29 protein-coding genes are annotated in these 24,045 nt (G+C 57.5%); 15 read left to right on the top strand and 14 right to left on the bottom strand.

Going from position 1 to position 24,045, the window contains the following annotated elements:
* Window positions 1–55: 55 nt before the first annotated feature.
* Together DX909_RS04170 and DX909_RS04165 are read right to left on the bottom strand one after the other, a co-directional pair.
* Window positions 56–247, bottom strand: a complete 192-nt coding sequence (locus DX909_RS04170; protein ID WP_128543847.1) for a cold-shock protein — start codon at window positions 245–247, stop codon at window positions 56–58.
* 80 nt (window positions 248–327) lie between these two features.
* On the bottom strand, window positions 328–591 hold the full coding sequence (locus tag DX909_RS04165) for a hypothetical protein (protein WP_128543846.1): 264 nt from the start codon (window positions 589–591) through the stop codon (window positions 328–330).
* Window positions 592–837: 246 nt separating this feature from the next.
* Between DX909_RS04165 and DX909_RS04160 the strand changes: the two genes are divergently transcribed.
* Window positions 838–1,038 carry a hypothetical protein gene (locus DX909_RS04160; protein WP_128543844.1) on the top strand — a complete coding sequence of 67 codons (201 nt, stop codon included), beginning with the start codon at window positions 838–840 and terminating at the stop codon, window positions 1,036–1,038.
* Between the two features lie 78 nt (window positions 1,039–1,116).
* Here the strand turns inward: DX909_RS04160 and DX909_RS04155 are convergent, their stop codons facing one another.
* Together DX909_RS04155 and nudK are read right to left on the bottom strand one after the other, a co-directional pair.
* Entirely contained in the window at window positions 1,117–2,802 is a 1,686-nt protein-coding gene (locus DX909_RS04155) for a serine hydrolase (RefSeq protein WP_128543842.1), read from the bottom strand.
* Window positions 2,803–2,902: 100 nt separating this feature from the next.
* Window positions 2,903–3,481 (bottom strand): GDP-mannose pyrophosphatase NudK, encoded by a 579-nt coding sequence (gene nudK / locus DX909_RS04150; RefSeq protein WP_128543840.1) that lies wholly within the window; start codon window positions 3,479–3,481, stop codon window positions 2,903–2,905.
* 51 nt (window positions 3,482–3,532) lie between these two features.
* On the opposite strand from nudK, the gene DX909_RS04145 reads away from it, so the two are divergent.
* Entirely contained in the window at window positions 3,533–4,291 is a 759-nt protein-coding gene (locus DX909_RS04145) for a DeoR/GlpR family DNA-binding transcription regulator (RefSeq protein ID WP_128543838.1), read from the top strand.
* Window positions 4,292–4,301: 10 nt separating this feature from the next.
* On the opposite strand, the gene DX909_RS04140 is transcribed toward DX909_RS04145, so the two are convergent.
* Together DX909_RS04140 and DX909_RS04135 are read right to left on the bottom strand one after the other, a co-directional pair.
* A complete protein-coding gene (locus DX909_RS04140; protein WP_128543836.1) occupies window positions 4,302–4,589 on the bottom strand; it encodes a hypothetical protein in 288 nt (95 codons plus the stop codon).
* A gap of 107 nt (window positions 4,590–4,696) precedes the next feature.
* The gene (locus DX909_RS04135; RefSeq protein WP_128543834.1) at window positions 4,697–5,074 is read right to left on the bottom strand and encodes a hypothetical protein; all 378 of its coding nucleotides are present in this window, start codon (window positions 5,072–5,074) and stop codon (window positions 4,697–4,699) included.
* 166 nt (window positions 5,075–5,240) lie between these two features.
* On the opposite strand from DX909_RS04135, the gene DX909_RS04130 reads away from it, so the two are divergent.
* Window positions 5,241–6,203, top strand: coding sequence for an MBL fold metallo-hydrolase (locus tag DX909_RS04130; protein ID WP_128543833.1), 963 nt, complete (start codon window positions 5,241–5,243; stop codon window positions 6,201–6,203).
* A gap of 178 nt (window positions 6,204–6,381) precedes the next feature.
* On the top strand, window positions 6,382–7,581 hold the full coding sequence (locus DX909_RS04125) for a L,D-transpeptidase family protein (protein WP_128543831.1): 1,200 nt from the start codon (window positions 6,382–6,384) through the stop codon (window positions 7,579–7,581).
* 84 nt (window positions 7,582–7,665) lie between these two features.
* Here the strand turns inward: DX909_RS04125 and DX909_RS04120 are convergent, their stop codons facing one another.
* Window positions 7,666–8,346: a murein L,D-transpeptidase catalytic domain family protein gene (locus tag DX909_RS04120; RefSeq protein ID WP_128543829.1), complete on the bottom strand. Its 681-nt coding sequence runs from the start codon at window positions 8,344–8,346 to the stop codon at window positions 7,666–7,668.
* 94 nt (window positions 8,347–8,440) lie between these two features.
* Here DX909_RS04120 and DX909_RS04115 point away from each other — a divergent pair, with 94 nt between their 5' ends.
* Both DX909_RS04115 and DX909_RS04110 read left to right on the top strand, forming a co-directional pair.
* Window positions 8,441–9,877: a pectate lyase family protein gene (locus DX909_RS04115; protein ID WP_128543827.1), complete on the top strand. Its 1,437-nt coding sequence runs from the start codon at window positions 8,441–8,443 to the stop codon at window positions 9,875–9,877.
* Between the two features lie 15 nt (window positions 9,878–9,892).
* Window positions 9,893–10,636 (top strand): EcsC family protein, encoded by a 744-nt coding sequence (locus DX909_RS04110; RefSeq protein WP_128544275.1) that lies wholly within the window; start codon window positions 9,893–9,895, stop codon window positions 10,634–10,636.
* Here the strand turns inward: DX909_RS04110 and DX909_RS04105 are convergent.
* The 3 genes from DX909_RS04105 to DX909_RS04095 form a co-directional block, all read right to left on the bottom strand.
* Entirely contained in the window at window positions 10,620–11,252 is a 633-nt protein-coding gene (locus tag DX909_RS04105; RefSeq protein ID WP_128543825.1) for a hypothetical protein, read from the bottom strand. The genes DX909_RS04110 and DX909_RS04105 overlap by 17 nt on opposite strands.
* Before the next feature lie 119 nt (window positions 11,253–11,371).
* Window positions 11,372–11,965 (bottom strand): hypothetical protein, encoded by a 594-nt coding sequence (locus DX909_RS04100; protein WP_128543823.1) that lies wholly within the window; start codon window positions 11,963–11,965, stop codon window positions 11,372–11,374.
* Between the two features lie 121 nt (window positions 11,966–12,086).
* Entirely contained in the window at window positions 12,087–12,557 is a 471-nt protein-coding gene (locus tag DX909_RS04095) for an FKBP-type peptidyl-prolyl cis-trans isomerase (protein WP_128543821.1), read from the bottom strand.
* 227 nt (window positions 12,558–12,784) lie between these two features.
* Between DX909_RS04095 and DX909_RS04090 the strand changes: the two genes are divergently transcribed.
* A complete protein-coding gene (locus tag DX909_RS04090; RefSeq protein ID WP_229310940.1) occupies window positions 12,785–13,498 on the top strand; it encodes a fasciclin domain-containing protein in 714 nt (237 codons plus the stop codon).
* A gap of 47 nt (window positions 13,499–13,545) precedes the next feature.
* Here the strand turns inward: DX909_RS04090 and DX909_RS04085 are convergent, their stop codons facing one another.
* From DX909_RS04085 to DX909_RS04075, 3 genes are all read right to left on the bottom strand, one after another.
* A complete protein-coding gene (locus DX909_RS04085; protein WP_128543819.1) occupies window positions 13,546–14,274 on the bottom strand; it encodes an esterase family protein in 729 nt (242 codons plus the stop codon).
* A 73-nt stretch (window positions 14,275–14,347) separates the two neighbouring features.
* On the bottom strand, window positions 14,348–14,941 hold the full coding sequence (locus tag DX909_RS04080; protein WP_128543818.1) for an SGNH/GDSL hydrolase family protein: 594 nt from the start codon (window positions 14,939–14,941) through the stop codon (window positions 14,348–14,350).
* Window positions 14,942–14,971: 30 nt separating this feature from the next.
* Window positions 14,972–15,700: a GAF domain-containing protein gene (locus tag DX909_RS04075; protein WP_128543816.1), complete on the bottom strand. Its 729-nt coding sequence runs from the start codon at window positions 15,698–15,700 to the stop codon at window positions 14,972–14,974.
* 126 nt (window positions 15,701–15,826) lie between these two features.
* Here DX909_RS04075 and DX909_RS04070 point away from each other — a divergent pair, with 126 nt between their 5' ends.
* The 4 genes from DX909_RS04070 (at window position 15,827) to DX909_RS04055 (ending at window position 19,511) form a co-directional block, all read left to right on the top strand.
* On the top strand, window positions 15,827–16,747 hold the full coding sequence (locus DX909_RS04070; protein WP_128543814.1) for an EamA/RhaT family transporter: 921 nt from the start codon (window positions 15,827–15,829) through the stop codon (window positions 16,745–16,747).
* 47 nt (window positions 16,748–16,794) lie between these two features.
* Complete coding sequence (locus DX909_RS04065) at window positions 16,795–17,070, top strand: acylphosphatase (protein ID WP_128543812.1); 276 nt, start codon at window positions 16,795–16,797, stop codon at window positions 17,068–17,070.
* A gap of 87 nt (window positions 17,071–17,157) precedes the next feature.
* Complete coding sequence (locus DX909_RS04060) at window positions 17,158–18,081, top strand: sugar phosphate isomerase/epimerase family protein (RefSeq protein ID WP_128543810.1); 924 nt, start codon at window positions 17,158–17,160, stop codon at window positions 18,079–18,081.
* Between the two features lie 173 nt (window positions 18,082–18,254).
* On the top strand, window positions 18,255–19,511 hold the full coding sequence (locus DX909_RS04055; protein ID WP_128543809.1) for a DEAD/DEAH box helicase: 1,257 nt from the start codon (window positions 18,255–18,257) through the stop codon (window positions 19,509–19,511).
* 11 nt (window positions 19,512–19,522) lie between these two features.
* On the opposite strand, the gene DX909_RS04050 is transcribed toward DX909_RS04055, so the two are convergent.
* Window positions 19,523–19,987 carry a hypothetical protein gene (locus DX909_RS04050; RefSeq protein ID WP_128543808.1) on the bottom strand — a complete coding sequence of 155 codons (465 nt, stop codon included), beginning with the start codon at window positions 19,985–19,987 and terminating at the stop codon, window positions 19,523–19,525.
* A 155-nt stretch (window positions 19,988–20,142) separates the two neighbouring features.
* On the opposite strand from DX909_RS04050, the gene fucP reads away from it, so the two are divergent.
* From fucP to DX909_RS04030, 4 genes are read left to right on the top strand one after another with little or no spacing between them, the layout of a single operon-like run.
* Window positions 20,143–21,417, top strand: coding sequence for an L-fucose:H+ symporter permease (gene fucP / locus DX909_RS04045; protein ID WP_128543806.1), 1,275 nt, complete (start codon window positions 20,143–20,145; stop codon window positions 21,415–21,417).
* Between the two features lie 24 nt (window positions 21,418–21,441).
* Complete coding sequence (locus DX909_RS04040) at window positions 21,442–22,299, top strand: dienelactone hydrolase family protein (RefSeq protein WP_128543804.1); 858 nt, start codon at window positions 21,442–21,444, stop codon at window positions 22,297–22,299.
* 19 nt (window positions 22,300–22,318) lie between these two features.
* Window positions 22,319–23,470: a serine hydrolase domain-containing protein gene (locus tag DX909_RS04035; RefSeq protein WP_229310939.1), complete on the top strand. Its 1,152-nt coding sequence runs from the start codon at window positions 22,319–22,321 to the stop codon at window positions 23,468–23,470.
* A gap of 24 nt (window positions 23,471–23,494) precedes the next feature.
* The gene (locus DX909_RS04030) at window positions 23,495–24,025 is read left to right on the top strand and encodes a DinB family protein (protein WP_128544272.1); all 531 of its coding nucleotides are present in this window, start codon (window positions 23,495–23,497) and stop codon (window positions 24,023–24,025) included.
* The last annotated feature ends 20 nt before the right edge of the window (window positions 24,026–24,045 follow it).

Raw genomic sequence — 24,045 nt, 5'->3', positions numbered from 1 at the left:
AAAAACATGCCGGGAGGCATGTTCTTTCGTCTGAAGAAAACGATATATCTTGCGATTATACCAATTCTACGTTGACTGCGTTGAGACCTTTGCGTCCGCGTTCTACTTCAAATTTTACTTTGTCGTTTTCGCGGATCTGATCCACAAGGCCAGTTGAATGAACGAAAATGTCTTCACCCGGCGCGTCCGGCTTAATGAAACCGTATCCTTTGGTTTCATTAAAGAATTTAACTACTCCTGTTTGCATTGACTTGTTTAAATTTCTGTAAATAACGGGATTTGTCCTCTCCCTACCAAATTAATATTGTTTTTTCTGCGAAGGTTCCCCTAAATACGGCAGGCAAGGCATTCGGCGTAGTCTTCCTTGTCCGGCGGATACACCCCGTCTACATTGACCAGGCGGCTTACCGGAATCGTTTCACCGGACGCCAGGGAGATGCTGTCACCCTGCGCATCCTCGTGGTACGTCTTAATGAGGGAGGTGACGGAAAACAGTTCGTGTAAATCGCTGAAATAAAAGATTTTGACGTATTTCCGAAGGGCGGAAAGCGATTTCAGCATTTCGGTAAACGGGTCGGCGAGCGTGTTCATTCGACGGATGGATAGTTTGCTGACGGTAGAATAACACCGATTCTTCAGAATTGATTGTGCTTTTGATTACTCCGTTTTTTTTTAGCGGAAAACCATAAGTTTGGCACGGTTTTAACAGGAATTTAATATGATGGAACGGCCTTCCGGACCCATTTAATGACCGGTTAATCTTGTTTACATCCCGATTTAATGACTTTAGAGGAATTTTGTAGTCATAAGAAAGACACCAAACCAGTTCCTATCCAAATGACCTACGACCGCTTTTTTATGATTTCCTGCCTGATGGGAGATGAACTTTATAAAACCGGACAGACTGAATCTGAACGCCTGGATATCAAAGTACTGGAAGACCGCTTCCGCCGGCTTTCCTCACAACCCATCGATGAATTTTACCTGAGTGGCCTGCCGTTGATCATTCGCCGTAACGCGATGCTCAAACCCTATTGAACGCTGTAACGATTCCGCTATCCCCGTACATTTGTAAGACCCCGGCTCCGGTTAACCACTATCGAAGCCGGGGTCGTCTTATTTTACCGTCAGCAGGGAGTTGACGTTCCCCTGGTCGTCTTTTTCGGTCGAAAGGTTCCCGGGATCGGTGATCCAGTTACCGTCGACTACTATTTTATACGGGTAGGTTCCGGGCTTCAGATCCAGATGGCAAACCCATTCTCCTCCCGCTTTCTCGAAAAACGTATGGAGATTGTCCCAGCCGTTAAAACTGCCGGCCAGTGTCACCAGCCGGGCGTCGGGAAACCCTTTCAGCACCAGCCGGGTCCCTCCGGCCGGTTGTTTCAGCCTGTCCAGACCCGCCAGGATCTGCGTGGACTTTCCAACGGCCGGCTTCATCGAAACGGCTTTCTGCACCTGCCGGACGGCTTCCTCCCGCTGTCCGCTCAGAAGCAGCGCCACTCCATATCCATACCGGGCATTGGCCGAAGCCGGGTGGGTATCCGCATTATAACGGAAAATTTCCAGGGCTTTTTCAAACTGGCCTGCCTCCAGGAACTGATTCCCGATGGAAAAAAAGTGGTTTTCATCAAGGGCCGGTTTTCCGGGCTGGCCCGTCAACGCGTTCAGGGCTTCCTGAACGCTTCCGGTCTGAAGCCTCCGCGCGAACAGGCCGACCGGGTCCCGGTAGGAATCGTATCCCAGAAAACCGGCCGCCGGGTGCGGGCCTCCGATCAGGGCGGTGGTCAGCTCGTTAATGAAACTTAGCCCGCCGGCGCTGTTGGTAAGGTAAACCACGGCATTTTTTCTCCCCCGATCGGCGGCCACGAAGCAGCGGAAGGTACCATTGTCGCCCCAGTGCCAGAAATAATCGCCGGCCGGCGTTTTCTCCAGCCCGAAGCCCAGCCCCCAGAACAGTGATTCGGAAAGGGTCGTATCCCGGTTGAACCGGACGGGAAGCCGGGTTTCCGGATTCAGCATCGCCTGGATAGTCGGTTGTTTCAGGTGGGTCGGATTCAGGATTTCGGACAGGAAACGGGCATAATCGTCGGCGGTGGTTTGCAGGGAATACGCCATGTTGGCATTTTCCGGTTTGCCCTTCGTGAACGGAAAGCCGAACTGGTTGTGCGGCCGGGCAAAATCCGGCTCGAAGTCGGCACGCCAGAGGTAGCTGCTCCGTGCCATCCCCAGCGGTTTGAAAACCCGCTCTGTCATGAGGGCATTGATCGGCCGGCCCGTGATCTTTTCAACGACTTTCTGGAGATAGACGAAGCCTTCCCCGGAATACCCGAATTTGGTTCCCGGATCATTTTTGACGGTCAGCGGGCGGGAGCCGCGCCAGTTCGGAAAACCGGTGCGGTGGCTGAGCACCATGCGGGCCGTGATTTTTCGGTACCGTTCGTCCGAAGCGACGTCGGGATACGGCAGGTAGTCGGCCAGCGGTTTGTCGAGGTCCAGCCGGCCTTCCTCCACCAGTTGAAGCACGGCGAAGGCAAATACCGGCTTGCTCAGGGAAGCCGCTTCAAAGATCGTCGATCGGCTTACTTTCTGCGTCGAATCGCTTTTCACCAGCCCGTAAGCCTGGCTGTAAGTTGGTTTTCCGTCGCGGATGAGGGCCAGGGATAAACCCGGCACGCCGGCACTATCCATCAACTGCCTCACCAGCCGGTCGATCTCCGGCGGGGCCGGATTCTGGGCGCGGGTCAATACCGGGAAATACAGGAGGAATAGCAGGGTGAGGATGGCAAGGAGTCGGGTTTTCATGGGCCGGGGTTGGAAGGAGTCCGGTCAAAGATAAAAAAACCGGCGGTCGGGTTGCATCCCGGCCGCCGTCGCTGCCACTTTATTCCCGAATCCCGGGGAGTCAGACCGTCTGGAGCTGCCGAAGGGCCAGATGCTGAAGCAGCATAATGGTTTTGCCGTCGGCAATACGGCCTTCTTCAATCATGCTCATCGCTTCGGCAAGCGGTATTTCGAGCACCTCGATTTCCTCTTCCTCGATCCCTCCGCCGTTTCGTTTTTCGGTATGATCCGAGTATTCGGCCAGGAAGAAGTACAGTTTTTCCGTCACCGATCCGGGACTCATGTAGGCTTCGAATACCTTCCGGATGGTATGAATCACGAAACCGGTTTCCTCCTCCGTCTCCCGGCGAATGGCCTCCTCCGGGTTTTCATTGTCCAGCAGTCCGGCACAGGTTTCGATCAGCATGCCGTTGCCGTTGCCGTTTACATACGTCGGCAGGCGAAACTGGCGGGTCAGGATGACGGTGTTCTTTTCCGGATTGTGGAGCAGGATGGTGGCTCCGTTGCCGCGATCATAGGCCTCCCGCGACTGCATTTCCCATGTCCCGTTTTTCCGGCGGTAGTTAAAGGTCACCTTTCGCAAAATGTACCAGTTGTCGGATAAAATTTCTTCCTTCAGAACCTGAATGCGTGGATTCATGATTATTTTTGATCGTTTTTGATTAATATTGAACAAATAAATACCATTTGCATGAGATTCCCAAACCGCAAGCGGTTGATTTTACAAACGGTAGAAGCGAAAGGGTCAGTGGATGTGCGGGAACTGGCCGACCTGCTTCAGACCTCGGAGATCACGGTCCGCCGGGATCTGAGTCTGCTGGCCGGCGACGGTCTGATTTACCGGACCCACGGCGGAGCCATGAGCGTAAGCCTGGCGACCGGTCCGGTACGGTTCGAAAATAAGGCGGCCGCCAATGCCGAACGAAAGGACTACATCTGCCGGCTGGCGGCCCGGGAGATTCAGGATGGCGAGGTGATTTTCATGGACTGCGGCAGTACGGTTTTTCGGCTGTGCCAGTTTATCCGAAACCGGCGCATTCGGGTGGTGACCAATTCCTTACCGGTTGCCAACGAGCTGATGAACTCGGAAGTAACGGTCAATCTGGCAGGAGGGGAGGTGGATAAGGAACGGCAGGCCGTGCATGGGCTGATGGCCGACGAACACGTGTCCCGGTACCGGGCCGACCGGGCTTTTCTGGGCGTGGACGGTATTTCGGCGGAGAACGGACTCAGTGCCCACAGCGAAATTGAAGCCGGGATGACGCTGGCGATGGCCCGGCACGCCCGCTGTACCTACCTGCTCTGCGACTCTTCGAAGCTGGAAAAGGATAAATACGTCCAGTTTGCCCCGATCGGTCTGGTCCAGGTGCTGGTCACCGACGATCAGGCTGAACCGGCCGTACTGGCGCTTTACCGGCAGAAGGGGCTCCGGGTGGTCAATGGGGAATGACGGCCGGGGGTCAGGATTTGCGGTTGTTGCGCTTTCTCGAATATTCCTGAAAGTTGCCCGTCAGGACGGCGGCTTCGTGCAGAAGTTCAGTCGCCTTGATCTCGTCGTACAGGCGGTCCAGTTTCTGCTCGATCCGCTTCAGTTCGGCAATGTCCTTTTCGTAGGCAAAAAAGTCGGGGTATTTGGAGGGATTCTGAACCGATTCGGCCAGGAGGTATTTTCCGGCCTGCAACATACCCCAGGAAGCCCGTAATTCATGCAGCATCGGAGTATATTTGGTCAACTTCTGAAGGTTCATTCGGAACGGTGGTTTCAATCCTCAAAGTTACATTTTTGGTGCCAGAATAACGAAAAGGGGTCAGCGAAAACGCCGACCCCTTCAAATTTTTTATGGTGAGGACCGAATCAATAAAGTTCGAAATCCGTGCATTTACCGGCTTCCACCTCAAAGCTTTCCTCGAAGCTCTGGCCGTTGGCCGCCCGGAATTCCAGCACGTGCTCGCCCGCATCGACTTTGGCGATGGGCAGGCCGGCCGCGTCGCAGGAGGGCTTGGAAGAAGAGATCTTGCTGAGCGTGCCGATCAGTTCGCCGTCCACATAACAATCCACCTTGATTTTCGTGACGGCAGAGTTCTGCGTCCAGAAAACCACTTTCCCCTGGTTGGGTTCGACGTCGTTTTCCTTTTTGCAGGAAACGGCCGTGGAAAGGATCAGGGCCGCGCAGAGGGAGTGCAGACCCAGCCGGGTCAGAAGGCTTTTTTGTGCAGTAGTTAAGAAGTTCATGGTAGTAGTTGTTGTTCGTTCATCGGCACAAAGTTGTCCCGGCCGGTCCATTTCACGAACGGGTTATTATCTGAATGGTAGTTTTTGCTGTTTGAAACGGTAAATAACTAAAACCAACAATCCTGGCCCGGCGGTGTTGAACCCTGAAACCAAACCATTGTGGGGCATGGAAACGCAGACGACTGCCAAGCCGAAGACGGACGGAGAACTGGAGGCCTATTCGGTCGCTTCGGACGTGGCCGGAATGAAAATTATTTTTGTCAATGTCTTTTTTGTTGGGGAACCCCGACCCGGTAGTCCCTGGGTCCTGGTGGATGCCGGGCTTTCGCTGGGAGCCGGTTCGATTCGGCAGAAAGCCGCCGAACTGTTCGGGGAAAATAACCCGCCGAAGGCCATCCTGCTGACCCACGGCCACTTCGACCACGTGGGAGCGCTGGAACCGCTGCTCAAGGAATGGACCGACGTGCCGATTTACGCACACCCGCTCGAAATGCCTTACCTCCGTGGCAAATCCAACTATCCGCCCCCGGACCCGGCCGTCGGAGGAGGAGCCATGGCCTATATGTCCTGGATGTTCCCGACGGGTCCGTACGACTTCGGGGATCGGGTCCGGCCGCTGCCGGAAGACGGATCGGTGCCTGAACTGAACGGCTGGCGCTGGATTCATACACCCGGCCATGCGCCCGGCCATGTCTCCTTCTTCCGCGAGGGCGACCGGGTGCTTCTTGCCGGTGACGCCTTCACCGCCACCAACCAGAATTCGGCCTTTTCGGTCATGACCCAGAAGGAAGAACTGCACGGACCGCCGGCGTATTTCACCATCGACTGGCAGGCCGCGAAACGGTCGATCCAGGCGCTGGCGGCTCTGAACCCGACTTCCGCCGGTACGGGTCATGGGAAAGCCATCCGGGGTATTCAACTGCCCCAGATGCTCGACGACCTGGTGGCTCACTTCGACAGCCGGGAGGTGCCTGAGGGCGGCCGGTACGCAAAACAACCGGCCCACACCGATGAAGAAGGCATCGTGGATATGCCGTCTCCAGTTTCCTATCATGTGGCCCGGGCCGTCGGGATCGGCCTGATCGTCGGGACGGTCATGTACCTTTTCGGGGGCCGTCGCCGGGACTGATCCGGATTCAGCTCTTTGTATTCCGGCTCCCTATCGTGCTGTTCGATAGGGAGCCTTTGTTTTTAAGCCATTGACTCCCAGTAAGTACCTGTCCGAAAACCCACAACGGTGAAACACCCGGCCTAATTTGGTTGTTTTACCAATGAATGTGGGTCAATAACTACATGAAAAAGGAATCATGAACGAAAATCGTAAAATCCTGATAATTGGCGTATGCATCGCCGTGCTTGGCCTTGCCGTCTGGCTCGCGGGACGGCAATTCGGCTGGTTCGATAAAAATGAAGTGACTACCACGGGCTGGGACCGCAGCCAGGCGGAAAAGGTGATGCGGCAGCTTTGTCGGGCCGCCGACTCGGTCGGGATCGATACCACCCGGTACGCGTTCCTGGCGTCGGATACGAAGAAGGAATTCGGCGAAAAATTTACCGATCTGCTGCTCGAACTGCGGTTTGGACAGAAGCCTTCCCGTATCTCTTATTCCAAGCTGCCGGAAAAGGTCGATACGACCTGGGCCATCGCCATGCTGAAAAAGGATGAAGGCCGGTCGGCGCTCGACTCCCTGAGAAAGACGCCGGTCTTCGGCATGTATCCGGCCCTGGTGAACAGCTACCACCAGCTGCGGAACAACCCGTCCAGCGATACGCTGCATCTGATCCGGCAAACGCTGAATTTTTACCGGTATCTGAACCGGTTCGGGTACGAAAAATTTCTGGTCGTCAACATTCCGGCCGCTGAACTGAACATCTACGACCGTACCGGAAAATGCCTGCTGCCGATGCAGGTAATCGCCGGGAAGAAAGACTCCCGGACGCCTTTCTTTACGACCTACCTGACGGACATTATTACCTATCCGTACTGGAACGTTCCGAAGAGCATAGCCGTTGACGAAATTCTGCCCAAGGTGCAGAGAAATATCGATTTTCTGGAAAGCCAGAACCTGGAGGTCCTGGATGAAAAGGAACAGGTGGTCGATCCTTACTCCATCGACTGGGCGAGCATGACCCCGGAGAATTTTACCTACCGATTCCGGCAGGCTTCCGGCTGCAGCAATTCCCTGGGGCTGGTGAAATTCAACCTGACGGGGCCGGGAGCCATCTACCTGCACGATACGAACGCCCGCGATCTGTTCACCCAGACCAGCGACCGCTGGCGGAGCCACGGTTGTATGCGGGTGCAGAAGCCGGTCGAACTGGCCAATTACCTGATGGGAAAACAGGTGCTGGATCAGGGTTTCATGGACCGTTGCCTGATCGACCAGAAACCGCAGACGCTCTCCCTTCCCAAACCGTTCCCGGTCTTCGTAGTCTATAACCGGGCGGACATCGATTCTCAGGGAAAGTTGCGGGTTTATAAAGACGTTTACGGACTGGACAGCTGATCTGGTTCGATACCCCTGAAAACGGCGACGCTCCCCCGGAAATGATCCGGGGGAGCGTCGTTCTGATTCAGGACGAAAGCCCGTTTAAATCAGAAAGCTCGATTTTTTCAGGTATTCTTCGTAGGGAGAATAGATAAAGAGGCAGGAACCCCCTTTGATGGCCTGAATGATGGATTTGCTCAACGCATTCGGAACCGCGGGGCAGCCCTGGCTGCGACCTAGCCGGCCGGTCTGTTTGATAATATCCTCACAGACATAATCGGCGCCGTGCATCACGATGGCCCGGTCGAAAGCGTTATCGTTAAAACCCTTCTCCAGTCCTTTCAGCTGAAGCGAAAGGCCGTGTTTACCCTGATAGGTACCGAGGGTCTGGTAAAAACCGAGGCTCGATTTATAGGAAGAATTCGTATTGGAAAAGCTGTTGGCCATCAACTGGCCGGAATTGCGGCCGTGGGCCACGTACGTATGGAACAGCAGTTTATGAGTCGCCAGGTCGATCACGTAAAGCCGTTTGTTGCTGGAAGGCTGGCTCAGGTCGACGATGCTCAGGACCGATTTTGAAAATGAATTTTTAAGCAATCCCCGGAGGGCATATTCATAAACGTCTTTCCGAAGGCCCGTGGCTTCCAGACCGAGTTCATCATAAATGGTTAACCAGGACGTTTTCGGATCGACAAATACGTGAGAGGATTTTTCGGGAGTGGTTCCTACACTGGCAAGACTGACTGGTAAAAGTGCAAAGAAGATCAACAGCGCTTTTTTCATAAAACGTTGGTTTACTCGTCAGAAAATAACTTGGATGTAGATAGTAAACGTCAGTTGTTCAGGAAAAATTCAGTTTAATTCTTGTTTTTTTACAATGGCACAGAAAATTTCCGGATTACTGCTGTTTTTCGGCCTCGGTATTTCGGGCGCATGGGCCCTCCCGACGGTTTCCATTCTGCAATATAAGAAATCCGGAGAAACCGACTTTACTTCAGCGGCCCGGCGGGCCATCGACTACCTGAGGAAGCAGGGTGGGGGCGTCCTGACCTACCCGGCCGGGCGCTTCCTTCAGGGACCGGTCGAGATTACCGCATCAGGCATCACGATCCGGGGCGCGGGCCTGGACCGGACCGTCATTGTCCGGAATACCCAGCGGGGGTACGCTTTCCTGGCCAACCGCAAACGGAATGTCACCGTTCGGGACCTGACCATCGACTGCGACCGAAGCCCGATCGAAGGAGGAATTTATTTCGGCGGCTGCACCAACTGCTGGGGAGACCGCGTCAGCGTCCGCAATGCCGATGCCGCTTCGTTCGTCGTGTCGGGGCTGTTGTTCAATGGGGGAGAAGGACCGTCGTCGGCCAACGGCTTCCGGAACTGCCGGGCGTCGGGCCAGAAGCGTTACCACGACGCCGGGGGCAAATCCCCCTTCATCGCCGGAGACTATGCCCGCAACACCCGGTTCGAATCCTGCACCGTCACCGACTGTGCCGCCGACGCCTTCGACAGTGACAATGCCCCCGGAACCATCTTTGCCGACTGCGTGGCCCGCCAGACCAGAGGCATCAGCCCCTTCGCCGGTTTCTGGTCGGAAGGAGAGCAGACCGATTCGGACCATCAGGTGACCTGGCTGAACTGCCGGGCGGTCGGCTTCACCAACGGCTTCGGCATCTCCGAACGCGTCAAGGCCGACATCCGGAACGGTACCGCCGAAAACTGCGTCCATGCCGTCCGGGGGATCAATCACCGGTATCGGGTGAGGGTGGCGGGTTTTATGGCCAAAGGCTGTGGGAAGGGCCTTGAAAACGCCGAAACCGACGGCGTATTGTCCTTCACCGGCCCCGTCACCCTGACCAACGCGAAAACCAGCGCCACCCTGGCCCGGAACGCATTCTGCAATTATGCCGGCGGTTTTTATACGGAAGAGGAAACCGTGATCGGGGCGGGCTGCGAGTTCGACCGGGATGTGCTGGTCAGCTACGAAAATACCGGCTCCCGGCGGGTTACCCTCGAAGGGGCCACGTTGCGGGGCGGCAACCTGCGCTACTACAACGGCCACCAGACCGAACTGCTGGTGAAAAACACCCGGTTTTACAACAGCAGCATCATCGGAGCAAGAATCAAAAACAGCCGGATCACCGCCGGCAGCCAGTTCGTCACGACCGACACCAGCCGGACCGCCATTCAGCTGAGCATGGACACTTTCAATACGACAGTTGACAATTCCACGTTTGAGGGGTATAATCAGGTGTCGAATCACGCCAGAATCGGAAGCGGAGTGCGTCACAACTACCGCCGACAACCCCGATAACCCATGACCACCCCCATTCCCCCGTACGAAGAAGCCGTCCTCCGCGAACTGAGCACCTGGCGGCAGCGCATGCTGCGCCGACCGTCTGCCGTCAACCGGCTTTCCAAAGCCCTGCAGACCCGAATGAACCGGATCATTCCCGAAAAATTCCATCAGGCCATTACGGCCACCATCAAACAGATGACCCGGGCGGTGCTGTTCGGCGCCGAATTTCTCACTCGCCTGCCGGTGGAAGGGCCTCTCAGCCTGGAGGAACGGGAAGACCGGGTCCGGGCCCGGATCGATTTTTACAAAACCGCCGGAGCCGCCGAAGGCGGGCTGACCGGGGCGGCCGGCCTGCTGCTCGGCCTGGCCGACTTCCCGCTGTTTCTGGCCCTGAAGATGAAACTTCTGTTTGAGATCGCTTCCCTCTACGGCTATTCGGTGAACGACTACCGGGAACGGCTCTACATCATGCACATCTTTCAGCTGGCCTTCTCCAGCCAGGAACGCCGTCGGGAGGTGTATCTCCTGATGACCCACTGGCAGGCCCGCAGCCAGGAACTTCCCGACGACATTCACCAGTTCGACTGGCGGACGTTTCAGCAGGAATACCGCGACTACATCGACCTCGCCAAAATGGCCCAGCTGATTCCGGGCATCGGAGCGGCCGTGGGGCTGGTGGTCAATTACCGGATGATCGACGCCCTCGGCAAAACCGCCATGAACGCCTACCGAATGCGCTGGGCCGAAAGCCGCGCCCTTAAAGAGTCACCGTAAAGTTCAGGTAGGCTTCCGCTTTGTCGCGGACCTTGATGGTGCCGCCGACCATCGGAAACGTGGCCACGTTCTGAATGTAAAAAACGCGGGGGGGAGCAAACAGCGTCCGGATTCCTCCGGAGAACTGATAGTTGAACTGCCACTCGAACGGCACCTCCACCGAACTGCCGACGGCGGCCGTGACCGGAACCGGGCCGGCGATGGTCGTCTGCGTATCGGAGGTAAGAGCCTCCAGCACCGAGGTAGAAATAAACCGGTAATTATCGGGAGAGGTGAACGACGGATTGGCCACCCGTTTGATCACCGCCTTGACGTCCACCTTCAAATAGGAGAACATGGTTTCCTCAAAAACCAGCTTGGCCTGGGTGCGGTCGAGGTTCAGAATCCCGTCCGTGGACGTCACCTCATCCATCGTCGTTCCGTCCTTGTTGAGGATGATCAGTTTTTCCAGCACGAACTCACAGGGGTAGGGCCGGGGAGCACCCGTCGACATGATGCAGGCCGAGGCCGGGTCGGGGCCTTCGTGATCCTCCAGGCAGGAAACCACCACCAGACTCAGCATCAGGAAAGCGCCGATCCGGTAAACGAAGGGTGCGGGAAACGTCGTTTTTTTCATGATTCAGCAGAAAAAGAAAAAGGTTCGGGTGATTCCGAACCTATGGAAGTCTCTGCTCAATATCAAGACAACGCCTTGATATTGAGCAAGCGGGCGAATCCTTTAAGAAACCGGGCCGGCTATTTCCCGGCGGGCGGGTTGATCATGATGTGGGCGCGGTGCGTACCGGGGTCCATCAGCCAGGGCATCCCGGGCATTTCGGGTTTCAAAGGCAGGCCGGTGGTTTCGGCCGTGGCGTAGGGGATATAGACCACGTACCGCAGATAGCCGTTCCGGACGGAGCCGGTCGTGGCATTGTAGCTGGAATCCGGAGCGGAATACACGAAGAGGGTGGAAGGCTGTTTCGGCATTTTCCATTTACCGGCCTTTTCCTCCTGCTCCCGGATTTCCATGATTTGCTGGGTGGTTTTGCCTTCTTTCTTCAGTTCCCGGCCGCGGGCCATGAAAGGTTCGAGGGATTTGTGGTAGCAGGAGACGCTGAAGCCTTTCTGGGCCGGATCGTCGGCCAGGCACACGAAGTCGTTGGAGCCTTTTCGTAATACGACCATTTCCTGTTTGGCCGTGTATCCGTACACCGTGGCGTCGGCCCGTTTGTCGGCCGGTGCGGCCAGGAGGGCGGTCTGAATCTGAAGTTCCGGGGTGGCAACGGCGGATTGAGCCGCAGCCCTGACGGTCAGCAGACCGGCAAAAGCCAGAGGGAGGAGGAGTTTCATAAAAGAGAAAGGTTTAGATGGCAGCAGGAAAGCGTCGGCAGGCAGCCCCAGGTAGGCAGTGGGCATTCCGGGACAGGGAGTCTCCCGGGACCTGCCTACCACCTACTGGAGACCGGCCGGATCAATGGTCGTGTCCGCCCTCGCCATGAACATGGCCGTGGGCTACTTCTTCAACCGTGGCGTCGCGGACTTCCACCACTTCCACGTCGAAGTTGAGTTCCTTCCCGGCAAGGGGGTGGTTGGCGTCGATGGTGACCTGCTCCAGACCGACTTTGGTGACCGTCACGACATGGCCCTGATTGGTATGGAACTGCATACCGACCTTCACCGGCTGCCCTCCGAAGGCACTGATGGGTACCTCCTGGATCATCTCGTTATCCCGGACCCCATACCCTTCTTCCGGAGTGATCTTCAGCTGAAATTTATCGCCTTCGGATTTCCCTTCCAGGCCGTTTTCCATCCCGGGGATCAGGTTACCTTCGCCGTGCAGGTAGTAGAGCGGCTCCCGCCCTTCGCTGGAGTCCAGCACATTGCCTTCATTGTCACGAAGGGTGTAGTGGATCCCGGCCACTTTGTGTTTCGTAATTTCCATAACAAACGAATTAGTAAAGAACAAAGGTTACATCATTTGGGGTAGGAAGCAAATGGGGCTCCCCGACCTACGATAAGTTTACTTCCCACGAAAAAAGACCGACAAAATATTGCCGGCCAACGTCCGTTGACCCTATGATCAGGGAAATAACATCCCGGGAGGCTTCTGTGTTTACTCGGAAGGTATTTTGTTTCTCAACGTTTTTGTTTCACTAAATTCTGTCTAAGATGCAAAGAAAAGCAGTAATCGCAGCCGCGCTGGCCGTCGGCGTTTGGGTAGGAATGCAGCAGGAGGCCGTTGCCCAGACCAGTCCCGATTCGACCCTTCGGACCGGCACCGCCCCGCAAACCGGTGCGACCGGTTCCAACAGCACCGGAACCAGCGCCAATACGACGGTGATGCCCCCCAGCAACACCTCCGTCTCGACCCAGAGCGCCGGTAACGCCTACGGCGACATGGGCCGGGGCCGTGAATCGCGGGGCGGTATGCTACCGGGCGGTTCGACCGGTCGTGACCTGGCGCTGAGTGCCGCCCGGTCTGCCGATCACACCATGCTGTTCCGGGCGTTGCGGGTTTCCGGCCTAACCGAACAGGCCGCCGGAAAAGGCCCTTTCACAGTCTTTGCGCCGACCAACGAAGCCTTCCGGAAAATCGGTTCCGAAACGCTCGACCCGCTGATGCAGCCCGCCAACAAGGGTAAGCTCATCCGGCTGCTCGCCAATCACGTCGTCAAAGGCAACCTGACGGCCGACCAGCTGCAGGACGGTCAGAAACTGAAAACCCTCGCGGGCGGCACACTCACCGTCAGCAAGCAGGGGGAAACGGTTACACTGACCGACGCTCAGGGAAATACGGCCACCGTCAACCGGGCCGACATCGAAGCCACCAACGGGGTTATCCATTCCGTCGATACGGTTTTTCTGCCGGCCGCCGGAAAATAACCTGACTTTCAGACGAAAAAGGCCGGTAAATCCGGCCTTTTTCTTTGCTATAGATACAACTGTACCATCTTCTGCCAGTATTCGGCCTTGTGAGCGCGGCCTTCCCAGATATACAGATCGTGCGGTATTTTTTTCTCGCTCAGGACCTGGCAGAAAGCGATGTTGTTTTCAAGGAAAGGGTCTTCCCGGCCGATGGCGATGGTGAACTCCATCCGGCGCAGCAGCTGTAGAATGCGGTCGTCGTTCAGTTTAGGCAGAAAATGGGTTGGGGTATGGTAGTAGATCGTTTCGTCATAGTATCCGTCGAACAGCCCCCGAAATTCCCCGACCGGCGTCGACAGGTCGTACCGGCCGCTGAGAGCCACTACCTTACCGAAAAACTCGGGATGCCGGAGCGCCAGGTTGACCGCATGATAGGCTCCGAAACTGCACCCCATCGAAATCATGAAGGGCTGCGGGTTGGCATGGCGGGTGAACGGAAGCACTTCCTCCAGAATGTACTTTTCGTACTGAATGTGCCGCTGGATCCGCTTTTCCGGCGGAACCTGGCGGCTGTACAGCCCCTCGGCGTCTACACTGTCCACGCAGAACAACTGAATGAACCCCTGATCCAGCTTTTCCCGGAGGGCCTCGACCATCCCGAAATTCTCAAAATCGAAGAAGCGCCCCTTCCGGGTCGGAAAAACAAGCACCCGGGCCCCGGAATGACCGAAAACCAGCAGCTCCATTCGGCGGTTCAGCGGTTTGCTGAACCATTTTTGGTATTCGCGGTGCATCGTCACTCGTTCAAACGCCGGTCAATTTGCATAGTTTTCAACTGTCCGGAATGAGGCCTGTTTAAAAATATTGTTAAAAAATTTCGGGGCTGGAAGCGAGGACCTGCTTCCAGAGCGCGTACCCTCTGGGACTCAGGTGCAAACCGTCGGTATCGAACAGGTCGCGTCGGGGACGGCCGTGCGAATCGAGCATGGGGGTATGAACGTCGATGAACCGGAAGCCGGGCGTAGCTTCGATTTTCTGCCGGATGAGGAAGTTGGCGAACCGGATCCGGTCGATGATGTTCCAGCGGGCGGGGCTGGGTTTGATGGACATGAACGTCAGCGGGACGTCGGGGAGGGTCTGCTGCACCCGGGCCATCAGCGCGCAGAAAAACAGGTATACTTCTTCGGCATGGCGGCCGTCGCCCAGATCGTTGTCGCCGGCGTAGAAGACGATGGTCCGGGGCCGTGCCGGAAGGACCAGCCGTTCGTAAAACCAGCTGCAGGCCGCCAGCGTCGAACCGCCGAAACCGAGATTCAGGGTGTGCCGGTCGGGAAAATCGTGCGCCAGCGTTTCCCACAACCGAATCGAGGAACTGCCGTAAAATACCGTCCGATGAGCCGTGGCGGGCAGCTCCCTGATTTTCAATTCAAGGCCTTTAACTTCTTCTTCGTACCAAATCATGTAGTCTGTCAAAAATCGGACAAAACTACATTATTGTTTTTCAATCATCAGGTTTTCGACGGCGGTTTTGAGTTCATTCCCGGATTCTTTAAGGGAACGGACCCGGGCCATCTGTTCCGGCGCCGGATCCGACGAAAAAAGCCCTTCAATCTGATCCTCCATGGTCCGGAGGGTGGGATTCAGGTGGTTGATGAGGAAAAACTTAAAATTATTTTTGATCCGGTTGGCTTCGTCCAGTTCCTGTTGTTTCTTTAGCAGCTCCATTTGCTTTTTACGTAACTCAAAATGCGCCATCACCAGTTTGGCGAGGGATTTGAGCGAAAGTAGCTGGTTTTCGGTCAGTGTGCGGGGCCGGTTGTCGATGACGCAGAGTGACCCCAGGGCGTGGCCTTCGGAATCGAGCAGCGGGGCGCCGGCGTAAAAAACCACGTTGGGGTAGCCCGTGGTCAGCGGGTTGTCGAAAAACCGCTCGTCCTGCCGGGCGTCGGACACGACCATCACCTTGTCGGGATCGAGGATGGCATGAGCGCAGAAGGACTGGTCGCGGGGAGTTTCCTCGGCTTTCAGCCGCTGTCTGGATTTGAACCACTGCCGGTTTTCATCGACCAGGCTGATGAGGGAGATCGGAGTCCGGCAGATTTCGGTGGCGATGCGGGTAATTTCGTCGAAAACCTCTTCAGGGAGTGTGTCCAGCAGGTGGTAATCCTGTAAGGCTTTCAGTCGTTCGGGTTCATTATCAGGCAGGGGAGCAGCTTTCATACGGCAGGCAGATATTTGGTTTTGTAAAGATGGGAATAAGTTGCAGTCACCTGATTAAACGTCAATTAAACTCCTTCCGACGTTCATTAAAATAGTATTAATCCGCCACCCGAACCTGTCCCGATAATGCTGTTTCTGCTGTTGAGCGTCCTGTTATCCGTTCTTCTCCTACTGAATTTCCGCCTGTTTCCCCGCTTCGGGGTCAATACCTTTCAGGCCATCGTTTTCAATTACCCCGTCTGTTTCCTGACCGGACTGGCGCTGCTGCCGGCCGGGCAGTCGTTTTCCATCGATTTCGGCCAGACCTGGACCTGGCTGGCCCTGGCCCTCGGGGTGGGCTTCATCATCACCTTCATGCTGTCCGGTGCCTCCACCCAGCGGATGGGCATCACGGCAACGTCCCTGGCCAACAATATGTCGCTCGTCATTCCGGTGACGTTCAGCCTCTTCGTTTTCGGCACCGGCGGAAAGGCGTTCGACCTGCTGAACTATTCCGGCCTGATCCTGGCGCTGGTGGCCGTCGGCCTGAGTACCTTCAAAAAGGAGGAAGCGAGGTCGGGCCGGGTTTCCGGTCCGGACCTTCTGCTGCCGCTGGCCGTTTTCGCCATGTACGGCATCACGAACACGATGATCAACTACATGAACATCCGGTATATCCAGTCCGGCGACCGGACGCTGGTGGTGACGCTCACCATGGTCCTGGGGGCTATTTCGGCGGGCCTGCTGCTCCTTCTGATCCGGCTGATCCAGGGAAAGGAGAAGCTGGAAGGCCGGAATCTGATCGGCGCCCTGACGCTGGGGGTGCCCAATTTTCTCAGTTTTTATACCCTGATTCTGGCCCTGTCGCAATTTGGCGGGAACGGTGCTTTCGTGTATCCGCTTTATAACATTGGGGTCATCCTCTGTTCGGCCCTGGTAGCCCGGATCTGGTTCAGAGAGCAGCTGCTGCCGATCAATAAAGTGGGGCTGGTGCTGGCTCTACTGGCCATCGGCCTGATTTCCTGGCAGGAGCTGGCCGGCCTTTTTCAGGATAGCGGGCAACCCTGAGCCGAACCGTGTACCGTTTACGCTAACATCTATACGTTTTTACTTTCATGAAAAAACACCTGACCATTCGCGTTTTCGGAAAAGTCCAGGGCGTCTTTTTCCGGCAGTCGACCCGGCAGACGGCGCTCGAACTCGGTCTGACGGGCCGGGTCCGGAACGAACTCGACGGTACGGTGCTGATCGAAGTCGAAGGCGAGTCCGATCAACTGGAGACCTTCCTCGACTGGTGCCGCATCGGACCGCCCCGGGCGCAGGTGAGCGGGCTGGAGGTAGCCCAGGCTCCGCTTCAGGCATATGAAAGTTTCGAAGTCGAGAGATTCTGACGGAAACCGGGCATTTTGCCGAAAGTGAACGGCAAATTCCGGGAAATCCGTATTTTACGCCCTGAATCGTTCCTATTCCTGATTTTCATGAACCGTCGTCAATCTTTTGCGGCCCTCGGCGCTACGGCCGGGAGCGCGTTATTGCCCGCTACCGCCATGGCTGCCGCCCCTGCCGCTCCACCTGCCTTTACCTACTGTCTGAACGTAAGCACCATCCGGGGGCAGAACCTGGGCTTTGTTAAAGAGCTGGAAACGGCCTCCAAAGCCGGTTTTCGCTCGGTCGAAATCTGGATCAATTCCCTGCAGGAATACCTTAAGAACGGCGGAACCGTCGCCGATGCCCGCAACCGGTTGAAAGACCTGGGTCTAACCGTGGAGGACGCCATCGGCTTTGCCCAGTGGGTGGTCGACGACGACGCGGCCCGGACCAAAGGACTCGACCAGCTGAAGCAGGAGATGGAACTGCTGGCCCAGATCGGCTGCAAACGGATCGCGGCCCCGCCCATGGGCGCCACCCAGGGCGCCGGCCTGGACCTGAAAAAAGCCGCCGAACGGTACCGGGCCATCCTTGAACTGGGCGACCGGACCGGCGTGGTGCCACAGCTGGAATTGTGGGGTTTCTCCAAAAACCTGAGCAAACTCAGCGAGGTCATGTATGTGGCGCTGGAGAGCGGCCATCCCTCCGCCCGCGTCCTGCTGGACATCTACCACCTCTACAAAGGCGGTTCCAGCCCGGCCAGCCTTCAGTTTGTCGGGAAGCCGGCGATGGACATCTTCCACCTGAACGATTACCCGACCAACCCGCCCCGCGAAACCATCGTGGATGCCGACCGGGTTTATCCGGGCGATGGGGTGGCCCCGATCCGGGAGACGCTGAAAACCATCAAAACCCCGGGAAAGACCGTCGTCCTCTCGCTGGAGCTGTTCAACAAGACCTATTACGCCCAGGACGCCCTGACGGTGGCGAAGACCGGCCTCGAAAAAATGAAAAAACTGGCAGAGGGGGTCTAAACCGCTTCCACATTCCGGAAACCGGCCGGTTTGAGGGAATTCCACCTTCCGAATTGGGCTTCCGGCCCATTCCGCATTCCGGACAAAGGCCGGTGCCCGGGCCGGACACTTGCATTTGTCCGGTTTATGGTGTTATATTGACAGATTGATCACATAACCTACAGTAAAACCGCTTGAAATTCTCAGACTTTGGCTTCAGTGACCGCCTGATGGACGGCATCGACGCCATGAATTATGATACGCCCACGCCCGTACAAGAGCAAGTCGTACCTCTTATTTTAGCCGGAAAAGACCTGATCGTATCGGCCCAGACCGGAACGGGGAAAACGGCTTCCTATCTGTTACCCATCCTCCAGAAAATCACCACCGGCAACCCCGATGACCACATTAAGGCGCTGGTGATCGTGCCGACCCGGGAGCTGGCCATACAGATCGCCCAGAACCTGGAAGGGTTCTCCTACTTTACCTCGGTCAGTTCCATTGCGGTCTACGGCGGGGGCGACGGAGCCTCTTTCAGCACGGAGCGACAGGCCCTTTCGTCCGGTGCGGACATCGTGATCTGCACGCCGGGCCGGATGATCAGCCACCTCAACATGGGGTACGTCAACATCGACCGGCTCCAGTTTCTGATCCTCGACGAGGCCGACCGGATGCTCGACATGGGTTTTTACGGAGATATCATCAAGATCATCTCGTTCCTGCCCACCAAACGGCAAAGCCTGCTGCTGTCGGCCACCATGCCGCCGAAGATCCGCGAGCTGGCCCGTAAGATTCTGAACCAGCCGGAAGAAATCACCCTCTCGCTGTCGAAACCGCCGGCCAAGATCGTGCAGGAAGCTTTCGTGGTCTATAACAAGCAGAAGGTGCCTCTCGTCAAACACCTGCTGAAGTCCCATAACTTTCCGTCCGTTCTCGTCTTCTGCTCGCGGAAGGAGAATGTGAAGCATCTGGCCCGGGAGCTGAAGGAGTCGGGTTTTCTGGCCGAGGCCATCCACTCCGACCTGGAGCAGGCCGAGCGCGAGCGGGTGCTGGGCGCCTTCCGGAGCCGTCAGCTGAAGATTCTGGTAGCCACGGACATTCTGTCCCGGGGCATCGACATCGACAACATCGACCTCGTCATCAACTACGACGTTCCCCACGACGGGGAGGATTACGTCCACCGCATCGGCCGCACGGCCCGCGCCGAAACCGACGGCATTGCCTACACCTTCATCGGCGAAACCGAACACCGAAAGTTTGCGATGATCGAAAAGCTGATCGGACAGACCGTTACGAAGGTAACGCTGCCTCCCCAGCTGGGAGAGACCATGTCGTACAACCCGGCCCGGAGCGACAAGCAGCAGCCCCAGCGAAACCGTCGCGACAACCGGAGAAGACCCTCGGCCCGTCGGACCAAAGGGGGAGGAGGAACGGAGCGTGCGGGTTCCTGACCCGCACGAACTCAGGCCTGTTTACGCCACCAATGCAGCAGACTTCCGGCCGCCAGACCGCCGATAAAATACCATCCGATGGTCATGGCGACGGTGGCGGGCGTCCGGGCGCTGGGCGCCTTTCCCAGTCCCATCGGTCCCGGCAGAAGAACCGCCCCCAGCCCCGCCAGCGCCCCCAGCGCGGACCCGACCAGCCGCGTGTCCTGATCGCGGGCCAGCCCGACCAGACTATAATAGGCGGCATTGGAAACCACGTCACCGGCCAGTGCCAGGGTATGCAGCTCGTCGTCGGCCGGCGGCTTCTGGCCGGCACTCTCCATAATTTTTGCAATGGCGCGCATCCCCAGCAGGTCGGCGCGGGGCGCTTCCGGGATAAACCGCCGGGCCGTTTCGTGAACCAGCGTCAGGGCCAGGGCGCCGGCCAGCCCGCTGGCCAGCGACTGAACCGGTTTGGTATTGACATCCGAAATTTCCATACGTTCGTTCAGGTTTGATTGAGCCTGATGATGGGTAAACTGATTTGCGGTTAAAATGGCTTTGGTAGGCCCGAACCGGTTCCGAATTTCATTTTACAACGGAGGTCTGTTACCTTCGGGAAATTTCCAGTTTCATTTAACCTGACCCAGCATTCATGGCGCAGCCGACGACCCAGGCAGCTTCTGCAACCCAAGCTCCCTTCACCGAGAAAAAGTACATCCTTACCCTGGTGTTCGTCACCTCCCTGTTTATGCTCTGGGGCATCGCCATCACGATGGGCGACGTCCTGAACCGGCATTTTCAAAGCGTCCTTCACGTCTCCAAGGCGGAATCCGGCCTGGTGCAGTTTTCAATTTTCGGGGCCTATGCGGTCATGGGAATTCCGGCCGGGCTGTTCATGAAGCGGTTCGGGTACAAAAACGGTGTTTTGCTGGGCCTGACCCTCTATGCCCTCGGTGCTTTTCTGTTCGTTCCGGCGGCCAATGCGGCCTCTTTCGGTTTCTTCCGCATTGCCCTGTTCATTCTGGCCTGCGGGCTGGCGACGCTGGAAACCGTTGCTCACCCGTTCGTGGCGGGCCTCGGCGACCAGCGTACGAGCGACCAGCGCATCAATTTCGCCCAGTCTTTTAACGGGCTGGGAGCCGTCATCGGACCGGTCATCGGCGGGTATTTCATCCTCCGGGCCGGGCAGGAACACTCCAACGACCTGGAGTCGGTCAAGATGCTGTATGTCATCATCGGAGGGCTGATCATCGCCATAGCCGCGGCCTTCTCCTTCGTGAAGGTACCCCCGGTGCAGGACGCCCACGCCGTGGATCCGGTTCCGGCCGAAGCCGACGCCTATGCGGTCCCGACCGACCCGGCCGTACTGAAACAGCCCAAATCCCTCTTCCAGCATACCCATTTCATCTGGGCCGCCGTCGCCCAGCTTTTCAACGTGGCCGCACAGGGCGGCACCTGGGCGTTCTTTATCAATTACGGCGTCGAGAAAATGAATTTTACGGCCGAAAAAGCCGCCTATTACTTTGCTTTCAGCATGGTGATGATGATGGTGGGCCGTTTCGTCGGGACTTTCCTGATGCGGTTCATCGCCCCGAACCGACTGCTGGCGGCTTTTGCCCTCGGCAGCATTACCATGTGCCTGATTATCACCCAGGACCTCGGCTGGCCGTCATTCGTCGCCCTGATCCTGCTGAATTTCTTCTTCAGCATCATGTTTCCCACCATTTTCAGTCTCGGGCTGAAGGGCCTGGGGCCGCATACGCAGCAGGCTTCCTCCTTCATCGTGATGGGGGTGGTCGGGGGCGCCCTCTTTCCGCCGGTGATGGGCCTGGTGGCCGACCGCGACGTGGCGGCCGCCTACTACCTGCCGATCATTTGTTACCTTGTCATTTTCCTCTTCGGTGCCCGCCTGTATAAGGTGAAATAACCAAACCCTAAAACCGATACGTTTATGGATCAGCGCATTATCAACCTCTTCGACGAATACACGCACAAACCCCTGAAACGGGATGTATTCCTGAAACGGCTCGCCGAAATGACCGGCGGCATGGCCGCGGCCCTGGCGATTCTTCCGATGTTGGAAGTGAATTACGCCCATGCCGAAACCATCTCCGGCCAGGACGACCGGATCGTGACCGAACGCATCACCTACCCCGGTACGGATACGGCCATGAAAGGGTATCTGGCCCGGCCGAAAGACAATGCGAAGCACGGCGCCGTGGTGGTGATCCACGAAAACCGGGGCCTGAATCCCCACATCGAGGACGTCACCCGCCGGGTAGCCCTGGCCGGTTTTCTGGCGGTGGCTCCGGATGCCCTCTCCGCGACGGGCGGCACCCCGGCCGACGAGACCCAGATGCGCGAACAGTTCGGGAAACTCGATGCGGACAAAACCCGTCAGAACTTCCTGAAAGCCCTGGATTTTCTGAAAAATCACCCGAACAGCAACGGCAAACTCGGAGCGGTCGGGTTCTGCTGGGGCGGGGCCATGGCCAACCAGCTGGCGGTGCATTCGCCCGAACTGAAAGCCGCCGTGCCGTTTTACGGACGCCAGCCGGACGTTGCAGATGTTCCGAAAATCAAGGCTGCGGTTCAACTGCATTACGGCGGGATGGATGAGCGCATCAATGCCGGGATTCCGGCCTATGAGGAAGCGCTGAAAAAAGCCGGTGTGAAATACGAACTTTACGTGTACGACGGCGCCCAGCACGCTTTCCATAATGACACCGCCCCCACGCGCTTCAACGAAGCGGCCGCCAAACTGGCCTGGGAGCGAACCATCAATTTCTTCAAAAAGAATCTGGCTTAACCTTAGATTTCAATACCGTATGCGTGCCGTTCGGCTGATTGCCGGCCTTCTTTTCGTCGGGTTTTTCGCTTCCGCCCAGCCGGTTGCCCAGCCCGCTACCCAACCCTATTTTCCGGCGGCTGGAGATGCCTGGGAACGGCGAAAGCCGGGCCAGGTGGGTATGGACAACACTAAACTACAGGAGGCCGTCGCCTTTGCCCGGCAGCAGGAAACGAAGCAGATGCCCCGGGACTTCTCGACGCAAGAGGATATTTTCGGCAGCCTGCTCGGTCCGATTCCGTCCGACCGGGCGGCCACCAACGGCCTGATTCTGCGCCATGGCTATATCGTGGCCGAATGGGGAGAAACCCAACGGCCCGATCCGACCTACAGCGTGGCGAAAAGCGTCCTGTCGACGATTCTCGGAATCACCATCGACCGGGGCATGATCCAAACCGTGAAGGACCCGGTGGCCCGGTACATTCACGACGGCGGGTACGACTCCGGGCAGAACCGAAAGGTGACCTGGGAGCACCACGCCCGCCAGACCAGCGAATGGGAAGGCGAACTCTGGGGTAAGAAACACGATTTTGTCGGGAAGGAAGCCTTCGGTCGGGGCGAACGCAAACCGCGTCCGCTCCAGGAACCCGGATCGTTTTACGAATACAACGACGTCCGGGTCAACCGGCTGGCGCTGTCCCTGCTCGAACTCTGGAAAAAGCCGCTGCCCAACGTCCTGAAAGACGAGATCATGGACCCCATCGGCGCGTCGAACACCTGGCAGTATGTGACCTATCCGAACGCCCGGGTGGAAATCGACGGCCGGCGGATGTCGTCGGTCAGCGGAGGCTCGCGGTGGGGAGGAGGCCTCTGGATCAGCACCCGCGACGAGGCCCGGTTCGGGTACCTTATCCTGCGCAACGGGCGATGGGCCGACCGGCAGATCGTCTCCTCCGGCTGGCTGAAAGAAGCCGTGACGCGCGGCCCCGCCGGCCCCGACTACGGCTACCTGTGGTGGCTGAACACCGAACGAAAGGCCTGGCCCAGCGCCCCGGCCGGCAGTTTTGCGGCCATCGGAGCCGGGTCGAACCTGATCTGGATCGATCCCGAACACGACCTGGTGATCGTCTGGCGCTGGCATGAGGGCAGCCCCGACGAGCTGATCCGGCGGGTCCTAGCGGCTTTGAAGTAAATAACGCAATAACCTGTTCCGATGATGACTCAGCCCGATACCCGGGAAGCCTGGCAGCGAGGGCCGGTTCCCGGCATCCCGCCCCTGCTTCAGCCGGTGGCGCACACCCTCATTCAGGCCCGGGAGGAAGTGGAGCGTGCCCTGGCCGGTTTTCCCGATCACCTGCTCTGGGAACGCCCGGCCGGGGTGGCTGCGGTCGGTTTTCACCTCCAGCACCTCTCCGGCGTCCTCGACCGGCTGTTCACCTATGCCCAGGCCCGGCCGCTCGACGAGGCCCAGCGGGAAGCCCTGGCGGCCGAGGGAAAGCCGTTCCCGGGCGAACAACCGGTGAAGGCCCTCGTGGCCCGTTTCGCCGGGCAGGTCGACCGGGCGCTGGAGCAGCTGAAGGCCACCGACGAGCAGACGCTGACGGAAGGCCGGGGCGTCGGACGAGCGCAGATTCCCTCGACGGTGCTGGGGTTGCTGTTCCATGCCGCCGAGCATACCAGCCGCCACCTCGGCCAGCTGCTGGTTACGGCCCGGATCCTGCATCCGGCCACCGGATCGGATTCCTGAGCGTTTGCTTTACCGAAACT

The sequence above is a fragment of the Larkinella soli genome, assembly GCF_003703975.1.
GTDB lineage: Bacteria > Bacteroidota > Bacteroidia > Cytophagales > Spirosomataceae > Larkinella > Larkinella soli.
This window is presented reverse-complemented; position numbering and strand designations above follow the sequence as displayed.